Origin of the sequence: Anaerospora sp. (assembly GCF_032013335.1) — a bacterium.
Classification (GTDB): domain Bacteria; phylum Bacillota; class Negativicutes; order Sporomusales; family DSM-15969; genus Anaerospora.
Genome location: NZ_DALZUO010000013.1, coordinates 1 through 15,938, shown reverse-complemented (window position 1 = coordinate 15,938; position 15,938 = coordinate 1). Strand labels below are relative to the sequence as shown.

At 43.5% G+C, this 15,938-nt stretch carries 15 protein-coding genes and 1 rRNA gene; all 16 read left to right on the top strand.

The annotated features are described in order from the left end of the window. The first annotated feature begins 9 nt into the window (after nucleotides 1–9). Nucleotides 10–774 (top strand): threonine/serine exporter family protein, encoded by a 765-nt coding sequence (locus RTR76_RS11810; protein WP_312520895.1) that lies wholly within the window; start codon nucleotides 10–12, stop codon nucleotides 772–774. 10 nt (nucleotides 775–784) lie between these two features. Further along, nucleotides 785–1,243: a threonine/serine exporter family protein gene (locus RTR76_RS11805; RefSeq protein WP_312520892.1), complete on the top strand. Its 459-nt coding sequence runs from the start codon at nucleotides 785–787 to the stop codon at nucleotides 1,241–1,243. Then, nucleotides 1,227–2,624: a tRNA lysidine(34) synthetase TilS gene (gene tilS / locus RTR76_RS11800; protein ID WP_312520890.1), complete on the top strand. Its 1,398-nt coding sequence runs from the start codon at nucleotides 1,227–1,229 to the stop codon at nucleotides 2,622–2,624. Before RTR76_RS11805 ends, tilS begins: the two co-directional genes overlap by 17 nt. Then, entirely contained in the window at nucleotides 2,617–3,159 is a 543-nt protein-coding gene (gene hpt / locus RTR76_RS11795) for a hypoxanthine phosphoribosyltransferase (RefSeq protein WP_312520888.1), read from the top strand. The genes tilS and hpt overlap by 8 nt, the downstream gene beginning before the upstream one ends. 198 nt (nucleotides 3,160–3,357) lie before the next feature. Next, nucleotides 3,358–5,256, top strand: coding sequence for an ATP-dependent zinc metalloprotease FtsH (gene ftsH / locus RTR76_RS11790; protein ID WP_312520886.1), 1,899 nt, complete (start codon nucleotides 3,358–3,360; stop codon nucleotides 5,254–5,256). A gap of 78 nt (nucleotides 5,257–5,334) precedes the next feature. Beyond that, nucleotides 5,335–5,838: a CDP-diacylglycerol--serine O-phosphatidyltransferase gene (gene pssA / locus RTR76_RS11785; protein WP_312520884.1), complete on the top strand. Its 504-nt coding sequence runs from the start codon at nucleotides 5,335–5,337 to the stop codon at nucleotides 5,836–5,838. Nucleotides 5,839–5,970: 132 nt separating this feature from the next. Continuing rightward, on the top strand, nucleotides 5,971–6,972 hold the full coding sequence (locus RTR76_RS11780; protein WP_312520882.1) for a biotin--[acetyl-CoA-carboxylase] ligase: 1,002 nt from the start codon (nucleotides 5,971–5,973) through the stop codon (nucleotides 6,970–6,972). 145 nt (nucleotides 6,973–7,117) lie between these two features. Then, nucleotides 7,118–7,882, top strand: a complete 765-nt coding sequence (locus RTR76_RS11775; RefSeq protein ID WP_312520880.1) for a type III pantothenate kinase — start codon at nucleotides 7,118–7,120, stop codon at nucleotides 7,880–7,882. Between the two features lie 148 nt (nucleotides 7,883–8,030). Continuing rightward, nucleotides 8,031–8,984 (top strand): tRNA dihydrouridine synthase DusB, encoded by a 954-nt coding sequence (gene dusB / locus RTR76_RS11770; RefSeq protein WP_312521056.1) that lies wholly within the window; start codon nucleotides 8,031–8,033, stop codon nucleotides 8,982–8,984. 194 nt (nucleotides 8,985–9,178) lie between these two features. Further along, nucleotides 9,179–10,135, top strand: coding sequence for a hypothetical protein (locus RTR76_RS11765; RefSeq protein ID WP_312520878.1), 957 nt, complete (start codon nucleotides 9,179–9,181; stop codon nucleotides 10,133–10,135). Between the two features lie 323 nt (nucleotides 10,136–10,458). After that, nucleotides 10,459–10,980 carry a transcriptional regulator gene (locus RTR76_RS11760; RefSeq protein WP_312520876.1) on the top strand — a complete coding sequence of 174 codons (522 nt, stop codon included), beginning with the start codon at nucleotides 10,459–10,461 and terminating at the stop codon, nucleotides 10,978–10,980. 8 nt (nucleotides 10,981–10,988) lie between these two features. Then, nucleotides 10,989–11,891 carry a quinate 5-dehydrogenase gene (locus RTR76_RS11755; RefSeq protein WP_312520874.1) on the top strand — a complete coding sequence of 301 codons (903 nt, stop codon included), beginning with the start codon at nucleotides 10,989–10,991 and terminating at the stop codon, nucleotides 11,889–11,891. Nucleotides 11,892–11,903: 12 nt separating this feature from the next. Continuing rightward, complete coding sequence (locus RTR76_RS11750; protein ID WP_312520872.1) at nucleotides 11,904–12,995, top strand: saccharopine dehydrogenase NADP-binding domain-containing protein; 1,092 nt, start codon at nucleotides 11,904–11,906, stop codon at nucleotides 12,993–12,995. 191 nt (nucleotides 12,996–13,186) lie between these two features. Continuing rightward, on the top strand, nucleotides 13,187–13,669 hold the full coding sequence (gene greA / locus RTR76_RS11745) for a transcription elongation factor GreA (RefSeq protein ID WP_312520870.1): 483 nt from the start codon (nucleotides 13,187–13,189) through the stop codon (nucleotides 13,667–13,669). A gap of 24 nt (nucleotides 13,670–13,693) precedes the next feature. Beyond that, a complete protein-coding gene (gene lysS / locus RTR76_RS11740; RefSeq protein ID WP_312520868.1) occupies nucleotides 13,694–15,184 on the top strand; it encodes a lysine--tRNA ligase in 1,491 nt (496 codons plus the stop codon). A 539-nt stretch (nucleotides 15,185–15,723) separates the two neighbouring features. Continuing rightward, nucleotides 15,724–15,938, top strand: a 16S ribosomal RNA gene (locus RTR76_RS11735); the annotation flags it as partial.

Sequence of the window (15,938 nt, the reverse complement as noted above, 5' to 3'; positions counted from 1 at the left end):
CGTTCACCGATGAGCCCGAGTTCACCGGAAGAAATAGTTGATCTTGTTGTACTTGCAGGGGAGATTATGCTGAAAAACGGGGCAGAGACCTCGCGGGTGGAGCAAACGATGGATCATATGGCTCGCGCATGCGGAGCCAGGTATGCAGAAAGCTTTGTCATTCCAACGGGCGTTTTTGTTACGGTAACTGATAGAAGCGGCCGGTCCTTAACAACCATGAGACGGGTGCGGGACCGGACGATAAACTTAGACCGTATTGCTAAAATTAATGAATTATCGCGCCGGTTAGTAGACAGCCGGATTAGCTATCAGGATGCTTATGCCATTTTAAAACGGATTGCCAAAGAACGGACCGGATTTTCCTTATTGCCATCCATGCTTGCTTCGGGAACGGTAGGGGCTGGTTTTGCAGTACTTCAAAACGGCACTATGGCAGAGTTGTCGCTGGCCTTTTTTGCTGCAGCCGTTGTCCGCTATATTGCTCATGTTGTTTCACGGCTGCACGGCGTACGCTTCACATATGAGTTTCTTGGCTCAATAACGGCTGGATTAATCGGCGTAGCTGCCTGTTATATATGGCCTCATTTAAGTCGCGATATCATCATTGTTGGTGGTATTTTACCGCTGGTACCGGGAGTTGCGATAACAAATGCTATTAGCGACACTATTGCCGGTGATCTATTGAGTGGTATTTCACGGGGGCTGGAGGCAGCACTTACGTCAGTAGCTGTAGCTATGGGAGTCGTAATTGTACTGGCTCTGCAACTTTGGTGAGGTGATAGAAATGGTATTACTCAAAATTACGGCAGTCTTTTTTATGGGGATGGCTGTGGGAGTTATGTATCGGATTCCCCGACAACTGCTGCTGTCTGCCAGTTTTGTGGGGGTGGCGGCCTGGCTGGTATTTTATGCAGCTGTCAGCAACCAAATGAACGTTATATTTGGCAGTTTTCTTGCCAGCCTTACTGTTGGGTTTATTGCTGAATTACTGGCGCGGAAGCTGCGGAAGCCGGCTACAGTGTTTACCACTCCGGGCTTTATACCGCTAGTGCCTGGAAGGGAAGCATATACGACTATGCTGCATATGGTAAGAGGTGAATATATTGAAGGAGTTGCACTGGGCATGCAGACTTTATTAATTGCCGGAGCGATTGCCTTTGGCATATTTCTTAGTGCCACCATTTACCGGTTGGTTATTAATTACCGGTTGGAAGGTGGTTTGGGACATGCTGGAAAAAATTAAAGCTCATATTCAGCGATATGAAATGCTGACTAAAGGCGATCGGGTCGTGGTTGCCTGCTCTGGCGGGCCCGATTCGCTGGCATTGCTTTATATCCTTGCTGAATTGCGCCCCTACTATCAGCTGGAGATAGCTGTAGCCCATGTTAATCACATGTTTAGGGAAGAGTCAACGGAAGAGGCACGCTTTGTCGGACGGATTGCCGGTCAACTAGGCGCGGCATATTACCAAACGGAAATTAATGTTCCTGAATATATACAGAAAACGGGTTTATCTGCTGAAGAAGCAGCTCGAATTGTACGATACCGGTTTTTGTACCAGGTGGCAGAGGAATGGCAGGCAAGTAAAATTGCTATTGGCCACCACCGGGATGATCAAGCTGAAACTGTACTCCTCCACTTGTTGAGAGGGAGCGGGACTAAAGGACTTGGAGCGATGAAGCGCGTCAGCGGCTTGCTGATCAGGCCACTGCTGGCAGTCAGCAGGCAGGAGATCGAAGCATTTTGTCAGTTGACTCAATTGCAGCCTTGCGAAGATATGTCCAATCAAAATCTTGATTTTTTGCGCAACCGTATTCGCCTGGAACTTATTCCTCACTTGGAAAGCCGGTATAATCCTGCTCTGCGCAGCAGCCTATGCCGTACTGCGGAGATTATCAGTGATGAACACGATTTTATTCTGCAAAGCGCTCAAAAAGCGTGGCAATCAATTGGAAAAGAGACTTCTGATTACATTTATCTCAATAGTGAAGAACTTGTAAAATACCATGTCAGTATGCAGCGAGAAATATTTCGCTTGGCAATTGAAAAAAAACAAGGTCACTTAAAAGGAATAAGTTTCTTGCATGTGGAAAATTTGATAGAAATGGCAGTAAGAGGATCTGTTGGAAGCAGCCTTCCTTTACCAGGAGGTTTGATAGCGCAAAAAGGTTATTCCAGTATAGCATTAACCTTTAGCCGACAATGTGAATCAAAATCAAGAGTCGCTTTGTCTGAAGTCATGCTGAATATCCCTGGCAGTACGGTATTAACACAGTTAGGTATTGCTATCATTGCCAAACTCAGTGATATACCTATTGAATCTTTGGCATTAGGGCAAGCGTTATTTGACTGGAATGAGTTACAGGAGCCGTTAGTTGTACGCACTCGCCAAGAGGGAGACAGATTTAACCCTTTGGGGATTAAAGGCAGTAAAAAATTGAAAGAGTTTTTTATTGACAGCAAGATCCCGCGCTGTCAACGGGACAGCATCCCGTTGGTTTGCGACCGGCAAGGTATAATATGGGCTGCTGGCTATCGCCAGTCTGAGCGGGGGAAAGTGACAGCCCAAACAAGCCGTTTTTTGCAGCTTACATTAATGAAACAGGAGGATTACAGTGATTAATGACATTCAAGAAGTACTATTATCGGCAGACCAAATTGCCACTCGGGTGAAAGAAATTGGTGATCAAATTAGTGCCGATTATGCGGGTGAGGAAATACTTATGATAGGGGTGCTCAGAGGGGCAGTTATTTTCATGAGTGACCTGGCGCGCTCTATCAGCATCCCGGTCGCAATTGATTTTATGGCTGTATCCAGCTACGGCGCCTCAACCACATCGAGTGGGATTGTCCGGATATTGAAAGATCTTGATGAAGAAGTTGCCGGACGGCATTTGCTCGTTGTTGAGGATATCATTGATTCAGGTCTAACCCTTAACTACCTGCTGGATAACCTGCATTCCCGTAAGCCGGCAAGCATCCGTCTCGTTACCTTGCTGAATAAACCGGAACGGCGCAAAAAAGAAGTACATGTGGACTATAACGGTTTTACAATTCCTGACCATTTTGTTGTTGGTTATGGTTTGGATTATGCGGAGAAATACCGTAATCTTCCTTTTATCGGGATTTTAAAACCAGAAGCGTATGAAGGAAAATAAAAAGATTAAAAATAAGAATTAAGACGATAATAAAAGTAGGAATTACTTTCATGAATTGGTGAATATATTGATATGCACAGGATAGGTACTAGTTGGTAAAAGTCCCATTTTATTGCTACAGCTGATAATATATGGTATGATAATATCCTATGGGTACGCGAGATATCCTTGTTGCTCCAGCGAGAGGAGGGCTAGTGGTTGAACAAATTTTTCCGAAATGTTAGTTTCTATTTGTTGATTATCATTATAGCTATATCGATAATCGACTATTACTCATCCCGTACGACTAATAAGCAAGAAATCAGCTATACGCAATTTCTGCATCAGGTTGAAGAACAAAAGGTGGATAAGGTTACCATTGTAGACAATACTGTTCGCGGTAAGCTAAAAGATGGTACGGAATTTACTACAGTTGTTCCGAATGACCCAACGTTAATTAACACCCTACGGGAAAAAGGTGTAGACATTAAGGCGGAGCAGCCGCCGACACCGCCATGGTGGACGACAATTTTTTCATCGATTCTGCCAATGTTATTGTTAATTGGCGTGTGGTTTTTTATCATGCAGCAAACTCAAGGCGGCGGCAATCGCGTTATGTCTTTCGGTAAAAGCCGTGCGAAGTTACATAGCGAAGACAAAATTAAAGTTACCTTTAAGGATGTCGCCGGTGCTGATGAAGCTAAGCAGGAATTGGAAGAAGTCGTTGAATTCCTGAAACATCCGAAGAAATTTAATGATCTTGGAGCCCGTATTCCTAAAGGGGTTCTGCTTTTTGGTCCTCCAGGAACAGGCAAAACGTTGCTTGCCCGAGCAGTGGCAGGCGAGGCTGGAACTCCGTTCTTTAGCATCAGCGGTTCCGATTTTGTGGAAATGTTCGTTGGTGTAGGTGCCTCCCGTGTGCGCGATTTATTTGAACAGGCGAAAAAGAGTGCACCATGTATTGTATTTATTGATGAAATTGATGCAGTTGGCCGCCAGCGGGGCGCAGGCCTGGGTGGTGGACATGACGAACGCGAGCAGACTCTTAATCAGTTGCTGGTTGAGATGGATGGTTTTGGCGTCAATGAAGGCATCATTATTATTGCTGCTACTAACAGACCTGATATTCTTGATCCAGCGTTACTGCGCCCAGGCCGTTTTGACCGGCAGATTACGGTTGATCGTCCTGACGTTAAAGGGCGTTTGGAAATATTAAAGGTCCATACCCGTGGTAAACCGGTGGCGAAAGATGTTGATCTGGAAATATTAGCGCGACGGACTCCCGGATTTACCGGTGCAGATTTGAGTAATCTGGTAAATGAAGCTGCATTGTTAGCCGCTCGCCGGGGTAAGAAGCGCATTGAAATGCCTGAATTAGAAGAAGCCAGCGAGCGGGTGGTTGCCGGCCCTGAGCGTAAGAGTAAGGTTATCAGTGATAAAGAACGCAGGTTAACTGCTTTTCACGAAGCAGGCCATGCCTTGGTCGGTATGCTGCTTCCAGATGCGGACCCGGTGCATAAAGTATCGATTATTCCCAGAGGCCGGGCCGGTGGATATACGCTGATGCTGCCTAAGGAAGACCGTTATTATGCAACGCGTTCTGAGTTGCGCGATCAGTTAAAAACCTTTTTAGGTGGTCGTGTTGCTGAAGCATTGGTGCTAAAAGAAATTAGTACTGGTGCGCAAAATGATTTGGAACGGGCAACGGACTTAGTGCGTAAAATGATTACACAATGGGGTATGAGTGAAAACTTGGGACCAATTACCTTTGGCCGCAAGCAGGAACAAGTATTCTTAGGACGAGATATTGCTCAAGACCGTAATTACAGTGAAGAAGTTGCTTGCGCGATTGATAAAGAAGTCCGGCGGCTCATTGAGGATGCTTACGCAAAAACCGAAGAAATGCTGCAAAATAATATGGATAAATTACATCTTATTGCGAATGCTCTTATGGAAAAAGAAACTCTTGAAGCAAATGAACTGGAACAACTGCTGAAAGAAGGGAAGATTACTTCCAAACCGCTTTCTGATGAGCAGCTTGCTGATGAGACGACCACGATACCGTCAGGTACTGATGATGGATCGGGTCCTAAAATTGTCTATATCTCCCGTAAGTAACTTTGTCGTCCTGAAACCGGGTCCCTGCCCATATGGTTACCTTGAACTGGTGACACTCAAGCGAGGAGGGGGAGCGAGATGACAAAAAAATGGATTCCTAATGTGCTGACTATTATTAATCTTTTTGCTGGAGTACTAGCGATTTTGCTTGCTTTTGGAGGGAAATGGCTAGTGGCTGCAGGGTTGATTATGGGGGCAGCTTTGTTTGACAGTTTGGATGGTAGAATTGCACGCCGGTTGAATGCGACTAGCGAATTCGGTAAGGAATTGGATTCTCTGGCTGATTTAGTCTCATTTGGTGTTGCTCCGGCTACTATTGTTTATTTAATGTATTTTACAGAAATCGGCTGGAGCGGTTACCTGCTGGCAGCATTATTCCCGGTTTGTGGTGCTTTGCGATTAGCCCGGTTCAATCTGGCTGCAATTCGCAGTTACTTTGTGGGGCTGCCGATTACCGGAGCTGGTTCTCTCTTAGCGATTTTTTCGGTTATCGGCCAAGGCATACCGGTAGCGGTACATAGTCTGGTAGTCCTTATACTGTCAGGGCTGATGGTGTCAACAATTAAAGTGCCAAAGCTATAGATAAGGAACGGTAGGGATATTCCCTGCCGTTCTTTTATCGTTGGGAGCCGGTTCGTTTAAGACATTGACATAAGGTTAACTTATCATTAAAATGATGATAACAATCGATCCTGCGAAAGGGGGGCGCAACTTATGCGTACCCAAATTCTTCAAGTACTTAGATCGCATAGCGGTCAATACATATCAGGCGAAGATTTATCCCGGATGCTTTCTGTCTCGCGAACCGCTGTATGGAAACACATACAGTCACTTAAAAATGAGGGATATGCTATTGAAGCTCATCCACGGCTGGGATACACTTTGCGACAAGCACCGGATTTGCTGCTGCCCAAAGAGATAGAAGCTTGTTTGGAATCACAGGTTTTGGGCACAGTAATTCACTATTTTACCGATGTTAGTTCTACAAATAACGAAGCGAAGAAGTTAGCTGCCGATGGCTGTCCGGAAGGTACTATTGTTGTAGCTGAGGCTCAAACAGTAGGGCGGGGCAGGTTGTCACGAGGTTGGTTTTCACCGCATGGTAAAGGGATCTGGTTGTCAGTAGTATTACGGCCGCCCTTTCAACCGCAGCAAGCACCAAAATGTACGTTAATGGCGGCAGTCGCTGTCACAAAAGCAATTCGTAGTTTTTGTAATTTGCCTTGTGGTATTAAATGGCCAAATGACATATTATATAACGGCAGAAAACTAGTTGGGATATTAACCGAAATGAATGCAGAAATGGATGCAATTAATTATATTGTTATCGGCATTGGAATTAACGTCAATACTGCTGCCGATGAATTTCCACCTGAATTAGCTGAAATTGCAACATCCATATTCGCAGAGACAGGAGAGGGAATTTCTCGGCTGCAACTGCTCTGCCGTATATTAACGGAATTGGAACAGGTCTATCAGCAGGTTATCCAGCATGGCTTTGCACCTATCCTTGAGGAATGGAAAACCCTGTCGGTAACGCTTGGACAAGCTGTTAATGTGATTGGGCCCGATGAACAGTATAGTGGAACAGCTGTTGACATTGATGAAGATGGTGCTTTGCTAGTTGATACGGAGGTAGGAGTGCGCAAAGTAATTGCAGGCGATGTATCTATTCGGCCGCGAGTACCGGTACAACAGCCAGCAAATAACAGTTGACAAGCATATGCATAAGGAGTTAAAATCATGCCGATTCGTAATATGGTTGGGGTCTGTATTCGAAATATACTGGAGATAAACTGGATTACGCATCAGTAAAAAAGAGACGAAATTATTATTACTATTTTTAGGAGGAATTTCTTTCATGCTTCTGGTGTTTGATGTAGGTAATACCAATATCGTACTAGGTGTCTATGAGGGTGAAAAGCTCTTGGTTAATTGGCGTGTGTCTACAGACCGTCAAAAAACAGCTGATGAGTACGGTATGCTTATTCATAATCTATTTACTTATCACCAACTTAACCCTAAAGATATTGATGCCGTTATCATTTCCTCAGTTGTACCACCATTGATGGCGCCTCTGTCCCGGATGGCGCAGCGTTATTTTGGCGTTGAACCGCTTATTGTAGGACCAGGAATTAAAACCGGTATTGCAATAAAATACGAAAATCCCCGTGAGGTTGGTGCTGACCGTATTGTTAATGCAATTTCGGCTTATGAAAAATACGGAGGACCACTGATTATTGTTGACTTTGGCACGGCAACTACGTTCTGTGCAATCGGACAAAATGGCGATTATTTAGGGGGGGCTATTGCTCCCGGTATTGGCATCTCTACAGAAGCACTCTTTCAACGGGCTGCTAAGTTACCAAGAATTGAATTGATTAAACCAAAATCAGTTATTTGTCGAAATACGATTACCAGCATGCAATCAGGAATTATTTTTGGTTTTGTCGGTCAGGTTGATGAAATCGTGCGCCGAATGAAAGAAGAATTAGGACAGGAAGTATATGTTGTTGCTACAGGTGGCTTGGCTAACCTTATTGCTAAGGAGTCCAAGACAATCAATGTTGTAGAGTCCTTCCTAACCCTAGAGGGTTTGCGAATGATTTACGAACGTAATAAATAACCCTGCAAGAAAAGCTGGCAAGATATGTCGATATACTCTTTGATTAGCTAAAGAGGTTATATCGGCATATTTTGTGCTTGGATGGTAACTTGGAGATATTTTTTGCGTGTGAATAGATCGGGATATAATAGTGGCAGAGGTGATAATCATGCAAATTGGTGCAGTTAAGCTTGCAAATCCCGTTATTTTAGCTCCAATGGCAGGAGTTACTGATCTGCCTTTTCGCCTGTTGGTCAAAGAAATGGGCTGTGGGCTGGTTTATACAGAAATGGTTAGTGATAAAGGGCTTATTTATCAAAATGAGCATACGCTGGATATGCTTAAGATTGCCGAAAATGAACGACCGGTAGCCCTGCAAATTTTTGGCTCTGACCCGGAGCCAATGGCTAAGGCTGCAAAAATTGTTGAAAGGGCCGGAGCAGATATTATCGATATCAACATGGGCTGCCCAACATTAAAGATTGTTAAAAATGGCGAAGGATCAGCTTTGATGCGAACTCCTGAGCTTGCTTACACCATCATTGCCAGAGTTGTTGATGCAGTGAAAATTCCAGTCACAGTAAAAATACGCAAAGGCTGGAACGATAGTTCGGTTAATGCAGTACAAATGGCAATGCTTGCAGAAAAAGCGGGTGCTGCGGCAATTAGTGTTCATGGACGTACGAGAGAACAGTTTTATTCTGGTGAGGCTGATTGGAGTATTATTAAAGAGGTTAAAGAAAGTGTCTATATTCCTGTTAATGGTAATGGTGATGTCCGTAGTCCGCAAGATGCTTTGCGGTTAGTAAAGGAGACGGGGTGCGATGGCATAATGATAGGACGGGGAGCACAAGGAAATCCCTGGCTATTCCGTCAAGTAACACATTATTTAGCTACGGGTGAGCTGTTGCCCGGACCTACTGTGGAAGAACGTTTTGAAATGACACTGCGCCATTTAGAGATGTTGGTTGCCTATAAGGGCGAGCACATTGGAATTCGTGAAATGAGGCGTCATGCTGCATGGTATACGAAAGGTCTGCCCCATTCAGCGGAACTCAGGCTCAGATTTAATCAAGCGGAGACACGGGAAGATTTCGCTGCAATCTTACATGAGTTTCGCTAGGGTGTGTATGAAAAATGGCGGGCTGGCCAATGACGAGTGATTTTTGTGCCGCCAGACAAGGCAAATTTTCGCAGGCATAATGGTCCTTATTCCAAAAAAAATTAACGCAATATGGTGCGAAAAGCGCCGTCAGTGGGTGGTCAGACAGTTTTCAGACACGCCCTCATAGTAAATAGTCCGATGGCGGTGATAATATGTTAGTTTTTCCTGTTGCTAATGGAGTGCTGCCCAAACCCCAGGGGGGGCGCATTACCGGCATGTTTGTTGTCGAGCAGGGGGGGCAGATGCTGGTAGATATAGGTGTTGGCAATGATATTGTAGCCTGCCCCTGGATAGTCGATGAGCAAGCTCTTTATCCGGTTGGCGTGATAAGCCGTATCGTGGATTTGGATGAGAATAGTATAGTTGATACGGCAGGACAGGAAATTCCGGTTTTGATTGCCGTATTGGAAGGTCGGGAACATGTTCGCTGGCTGTCGCTTAAACAAACAGGTCAGTATTTGCAGAGCGATGAACTGGAAGAGCTTGATTTTCGACTTATGCGCAAGGAGTATCCTGTAATTTCAAGTGCGGGATGGATGCCTGAAGGCGGGTACACGGAATTTAGAGATAGTATGGATATTCCTGTAACTGTTTATGGCAAGAATTTGCAAACTGGTCAGCAAATCAGTATAGATGCTAACTTAGGTGGACTGGTAACTCAGGAACAGGCTCATACGATTGAGCATGCAATTATTCGCTCACTGCGAACGTATTGTTTGTGTACTCCACGAACGTTAGCGGCAAGCATTGTTCAAGAGACAGATGAATTGAAAAAAAGTCTTGATTTCAGCATTCGCCACAGCATGCCTGAAACGCTTGGCCTGACAGCCAGCGGTGCATGTGGGAATGCTATGACAAATATGGCGCAAATATATTTAGCTCATGATTTTGTTCAGAATATGCAGGCCGGCAAAAGTCTAAATGATTCGCTGATTAAGGCTCGCCGGACAACGATGTCCCAGTTGACCCAGGATTTGGGGCTAACAATGCAAAGTGGCTTGCGGGTTTTACAAGGCCTGAAAAAAGGTTTGAGTCATGACGATACTCCGCTGAAATTGGAAATCTATAAAAAAGTAATTAAACGTTTTCCTATGGACCCATGGGAATGAAGAGAAGGGCTGTCTTCAACGCTTACAGTAGCGATGAAGACAGTCCTTATTTGTACCTTGTTAGCTCTAACCCAGTGTATACTAGCGGTCTGTTTTCCGCACCCCCTTCGTTGTCGTCAGTCAGCATACGTCCGGTATGCCTCTTTCCTCCGCCTCGGTTTGCAAAAAACAGCCTCGCCATTATCCTACCGTTTTAGACCTGACAAGGTACTAGTATTTAATTGGAATAAATTGACAATACTATATTGAGAGTAATTGAAAAATTTGTTAAAATGTGTATGTGAACAACTTTGTGCACATATACTAGATAGGAGTTGATAGCCATGCTGCTCAGAATTGGTGAAAAGATTGTTAACAAACAAAAAATTCACCAGACTGTTGATCAAATACTAGAGATGCGCAGTCACGGGTTCTCGCAGCAAGAAGTAGCCAATACGATTGGTGTGGATCGTACTTTCGTTTCACGACTGGAAACCGCCGGTGAGATCCGTAAAGGTGGACGTATTGCACTAATTGGTTTTCCTATCAAGAATTATGAGGATTTGCAAAATGTCGCCAAACAAGAAGGTGTGGATTATTGCCTCGTTTTATCAGAGCAGCAGCGATGGAGTTTTGTACAAAGTAAGAGTGGTGTAGAGTTGTTCAATACCATCATGGAAATTATTGCACGATTACGCCAATATGATATTGTGATCATTATTGGATCGAATATGAGAATTAAACTGGTAGAAACTCTCCTTGATAAAGAAGTGATAGGTGTTCAAATTGGTGAATCACCGATTGCAGAAGACAAGTATGTAAACACTGAGGAAGTACAGTCAATTATTCGCCAGCTCCAGTTCTAGGAGGCCGTATGAAGCATGTAGTTAGCATAAGCCTGGGATCATCCAGGCGTGATCATAAAGTAGTACAAGATTTTTGTGGTCAACCTGTTACTATCGAACGTTTAGGTACTGATGGTGACAGAGAAAAAGCCATTCAGCTTATTCGGGAGTTAGATGGTCAGGTAGATGCTTTCGGGTTAGGTGGAACTGATCTATATATTTATGCCGGAGGACGACGATATACATTTCGAGAATCGGCAAAAATAGCGGCAGCTGCCCGCAGGACACCGATTGTTGATGGCAGTGGTTTAAAGAATACCCTTGAAAGGCGTGTCGTAGACTACCTTATCAAAACACAAGGATTTTCATTCGAAAACATACCTTCATTGATCGTCTGTGCAGTTGACAGGTTTGGTTTAGCTGAGGCGCTTGTCCACGTTAACAGCAAGGTAGTGTTTGGTGATTTGCTATTCGGGTTGGGAGTGCCGCTTCCGATTCGTACTTTAACAGGCTTGTCCCGTTTAGCGCAGGTTGTTGCGCCTGTAGTGACCAAACTACCAATTCGATTTTTTTATCCAACAGGTGATAAGCAGTTCATAAATACGCCAAGATTTGGCAGCTACTTTAATGAGGCAGAAGTAATTGCCGGTGATTTTCATTTTATCCGCCGTTATATGCCGCTTACGCTTACCGGAAAAACACTGATTACCAATACGGTTACAGCAGAGGATCAAAGCTTGTTAAAAGAGCGGGGAGTTGCTACTTTAGTGACGACTACTCCTGATATGGGAGGGCGTTCTTTTGGAACCAATGTTTTGGAGGCTGTATTAGTTGCTCTTGCTGGCAAAGAAGCTGGGCAACTGATGCCGGGAGACTATGAGGAATTATTAAATCAGTTGCAGGTATATCCAAGGATTACACGGTTTTCTTAAGGAGGCAATTCCATGGAAAAATTTGGGTTTATTGTTCATCCTCTTACAGCCAAGGATTTTAGTCGCAAGTTTCCGGTAGCTAAGAATTGGTCCGACGGCTTTGTTGAAGGAATCATGAAGTACATACCGCCGTTTAAAGTATCAAATATTACTGGTATTGAGTCTCCTAAAGCTTCAGCGGAGGGCTGGTTTGTCGGTTGCCCTCTTACATCGCGCCAGATGGTAGAGATGCCGGAGCCCTATGTGGTTAACAAAATTATTAAAGCAGGTAAAGTAGCTGAAAAGCTAGGAGCTAAGGTTGTTGGTTTAGGTGCGTTTACTTCCATTGTCGGTGATGCTGGTATTACGATCGCACAAAACCTAAAAATAGCTGTCACTACCGGTAACAGTTATACAGTAGCTACCGCCCTTGAAGGGGTCCGGCAGGCAGCAAAAATAATGGGAAAAAGTATGGACAGAGCAAATGTGGTTATATTGGGTGCGACCGGTTCTATTGGTGCTGCATGTGCGCAAATCCTGGCTAGAGAAGTACGCTATCTGACATTGGTGGCAAGAAATGAAGCAAAATTGGAAAGAATTGCCGAACAAATTTTAAAATCTACAGGATTAGCGGTGCGCATAACGGCAAATACTAAAGCCACTCTAAGAGTAGCAGATATTGTCATTGCCGTAACAAGTGCGGTAGACAGCATTATTGAGCCGGAGGACTTAAAACCTGGCGCAATTATCTGCGATGTTGCCCGTCCTCGTAATGTATCCCGCCGTGTTGCTGAAATACGGAAAGACGTATTAGTGATTGAAGGCGGTGTAGTAGAGATTCCCGGAGATGTCAATTTTGGTCTTAATTTTGGTTTTCCTCCCAAAACTGCTTATGCTTGCATGGCTGAAACCATGATATTGGCCTTGGAAAAGCGTTATGAACATTTTACACTAGGCAGAGATTTAACAGTAAAGCAGGTAGAGACGATTGATCAGCTGGCTAAGAAGCACGGTTTTAAATTAGCAGGGTTCCGGAGTTTTGAACGGGCACTTACCGTAGAGGAAATTACATTGATTAAGCTAAATGCTTCGTCTAGGGGGGAAGTTAAAGAAGAAGTAGGCTAGAAAATATTGACAAACGCTAGTTTAGCGCCTATAATAATGCCATATATCTGGCTTCAGAGTCAGATGCCGATAAAAAGTGTCAAGTTATACTTGACACTATTTATATTGCCTGTTGCGTTAAATTGACACAATCAAAGAGATATGGAATAGGATAGTAAAGATTATTTTTAGCAATAAAGGGGAGCAAAATAATGGCGGAAAAGCAGACAATTCTTACTTCTGACGGATTAAAGAAGATAGAGCAAAAACTAGATTTTCTAAAATCTGTTCGTCGCCGGGAAGTAGCTGAGCGGATCAAACAAGCCATTGAATATGGCGATATCAGTGAGAACTCGGAATATGAAGATGCAAAAAATGAACAGGCATTTATTGAAGGCGAAATTATTACCTTAGAAAAAATGCTCAGAACAGCAAAGGTTATTGATGAAGGTGAAATTAGCACTGATGTTGTAACTCTTGGTTCTACTGTTACTTTAAAAGATCTGGAAGATAGTGAAATTTTTGAATATACAATTGTTGGTTCGGCTGAAGCAGATCCTATGGAATGGCGAATCTCAAATGAATCACCGGTTGGAGAAGCAATTCTCGGTCAACCTGTTGGCAGTATCATCGAGGTTAGTGTTCCTGCGGGAGTGCTAAAATACGAAGTAATGGATATTAAGCGCCACAACTAGCGTTATGTTATGGGGGAGACTTTCATGAAAGACCAGGAACATTTACCGGAAACTGCAGAGGATTTAAATGAATTAATGCGTGTAAGGCGTGAAAAAATGGCAGCTATTGCGGCTAAGGATATCGAACCTTTTGGACGCAAATATCATGTTACTTATCATGCGAACGATATTTTAAACCAATTTGAAGAGCTTGACGGCCAAACAGCCCGTTTAGCTGGTCGCATCATGGCCGTACGCGGGCATGGTAAGGCTAGCTTTGCTCATCTGATGGACATGTCCGGCCGGGTGCAATTGTATTTTCGCCAGGATGTGCTTGGTGACGATTTATATGAAAATTTCCGTTTGCTCGACATTGGCGATATAATCGGTATTGAGGGCATCGTTTTCAGAACCCAAAAGGGTGAAATCAGCGTTAAAGTAACTTCTTTTGAAATATTGGCGAAATCGCTTCGGCCTCTTCCTGCCAAGTGGCATGGATTGAAGGATGTTGAAACCCGCTACCGTCAGCGTTATCTCGACCTTATTGTAAATCCTGAGGTTCGAAATACGTTCGTTTTACGCAGTAAGATTATTAAAACCCTGCGCAGTTTTCTAGATAGTCAGGACTTTCTGGAAGTAGAAACACCTATGATGCATCCTATTGCAGGCGGAGCAGCTGCACGGCCTTTTGTTACTCATCACAATGCTCTAGATATGAAACTGTATATGCGTATTGCACCGGAGCTTTATTTGAAACGTCTAATAGTAGGCGGTTTTGAAAAGGTATATGAAGTAAACCGTGTATTCAGAAACGAAGGAATTTCAATTAGGCATAATCCGGAGTTTACTCTTGTAGAGTTGTATCAGGCTTATGCTGATTATGAAGACGTTATGAGACTTACGGAAGAGCTAGTTGCTCATGTTGCCCTGGAAGTACTAGGCACTACGCAAATTACTTATCAGGGACAAGATATTGATTTAACTCCCCCGTGGAACCGCTTGACTATGCCGGAAGCTATAAAGAAATATTCCGGAGAGGATTTCTCAACTGTTAAAACAGTGGAAGAAGCGAGAGCCCTTGCTGAACGTGTGGGTGTACATTATGAAAAGAAAGATGGTATTGGCAATATATTGAACCATGTGTTTGAAGGTGTTGCTGAACATCATTTAATTCAACCTACCTTTATTATCGGTCATCCGCTGGAGATTTCTCCTCTGGCCAAAAAGAATAAAGATAATCCTGCGATTACTGACAGATTTGAAGCTTTTATTTTTGGTCGTGAGATTGCGAATGGTTTTTCTGAGCTAAATGATCCTATTGATCAAAAAGAGAGATTTCTTAATCAGGTTGAGCAAAGAGATTCCGGTGACGATGAAGCTCATATGATGGATGAAGATTATGTTAATGCCTTAGAATATGGTTTGCCTCCAACAGGCGGTCTGGGAATTGGTATTGATAGATTAGTGATGTTCTTAACAGATACTTACTCTATACGAGATGTTATTCTGTTTCCTCATATGCGTCACAAAGAATAAATTCAACTAAGATAATAGATAAAGCGAAACACCTGAACATAATATTGTTCAGGTGTTTCGCTTTAATGTAAGAATTTTGCAAAAATATTTCCGGATTATCTTGACACTATAGGGTCAAAAATGCTACGATACTCATGCGTTATGTTTGAAAATGTAAAAAAACTTGTTATCTTGCTTGACATACTGTTGCCATAATGGTACTATGTAAAAGTCGCTTGTGAGCGATACTTCAGTTAAAAAGTATATTGACATAACTCTTGGAGTTGTGGTAGTATATATAAGTCGCTATAATGGCGGCGCTGAAAAGCAAAAAAAAGATGTTGACAAAACAAATTGGTTATGTTAACATAAATAAGCTGTCACCGCGACAAGCGATAGCAGCAAACACAAAACGTGTTCCTTGAAAACTAAACAATGTAAGAAGTAATAACGCCAGATGTTAGGTGTTTCACTGAAACACCACAACGTTTTGAAGCGCAAGCTTTAAAACACAAAACAAGAAACTTTAAGAGCCATCAAGGCTCCATAAAGATAAAACTTTAATGGAGAGTTTGATCCTGGCTCAGGACGAACGCTGGCGGCGTGCCTAACACATGCAAGTCGAACGGTCTAATACTCAACACTGAGTGTTCAGCCAAGCGCATAAGCTGCGAAGCAGCTTTACGCCAACAAGCTGAATGTTGAGTGTTGAGTGTTAGATAGTGGCGAACGGGTGAGTAACGCGTAGATAATCTGCCTCAAAGATGGGGACAAC

Bases quoted from the DNA above. Each gene is read 5' to 3' on its own strand.
- RTR76_RS11810 (WP_312520895.1), top strand. From the start codon at position 10: ATGAGCCCGAGTTCACCGGAAGAAATAGTTGATCTTGTTGTACTTGCA.
- RTR76_RS11805 (WP_312520892.1), top strand. From the start codon at position 785: ATGGTATTACTCAAAATTACGGCAGTCTTTTTTATGGGGATGGCTGTG.
- tilS (WP_312520890.1), top strand. From the start codon at position 1,227: ATGCTGGAAAAAATTAAAGCTCATATTCAGCGATATGAAATGCTGACT.
- pssA (WP_312520884.1), top strand. From the start codon at position 5,335: ATGACAAAAAAATGGATTCCTAATGTGCTGACTATTATTAATCTTTTT.
- RTR76_RS11780 (WP_312520882.1), top strand. From the start codon at position 5,971: ATGCGTACCCAAATTCTTCAAGTACTTAGATCGCATAGCGGTCAATAC.
- RTR76_RS11775 (WP_312520880.1), top strand. From the start codon at position 7,118: ATGCTTCTGGTGTTTGATGTAGGTAATACCAATATCGTACTAGGTGTC.
- dusB (WP_312521056.1), top strand. From the start codon at position 8,031: ATGCAAATTGGTGCAGTTAAGCTTGCAAATCCCGTTATTTTAGCTCCA.
- RTR76_RS11765 (WP_312520878.1), top strand. From the start codon at position 9,179: ATGTTAGTTTTTCCTGTTGCTAATGGAGTGCTGCCCAAACCCCAGGGG.
- RTR76_RS11760 (WP_312520876.1), top strand. From the start codon at position 10,459: ATGCTGCTCAGAATTGGTGAAAAGATTGTTAACAAACAAAAAATTCAC.
- RTR76_RS11755 (WP_312520874.1), top strand. From the start codon at position 10,989: ATGAAGCATGTAGTTAGCATAAGCCTGGGATCATCCAGGCGTGATCAT.
- RTR76_RS11750 (WP_312520872.1), top strand. From the start codon at position 11,904: ATGGAAAAATTTGGGTTTATTGTTCATCCTCTTACAGCCAAGGATTTT.
- greA (WP_312520870.1), top strand. From the start codon at position 13,187: ATGGCGGAAAAGCAGACAATTCTTACTTCTGACGGATTAAAGAAGATA.
- lysS (WP_312520868.1), top strand. From the start codon at position 13,694: ATGAAAGACCAGGAACATTTACCGGAAACTGCAGAGGATTTAAATGAA.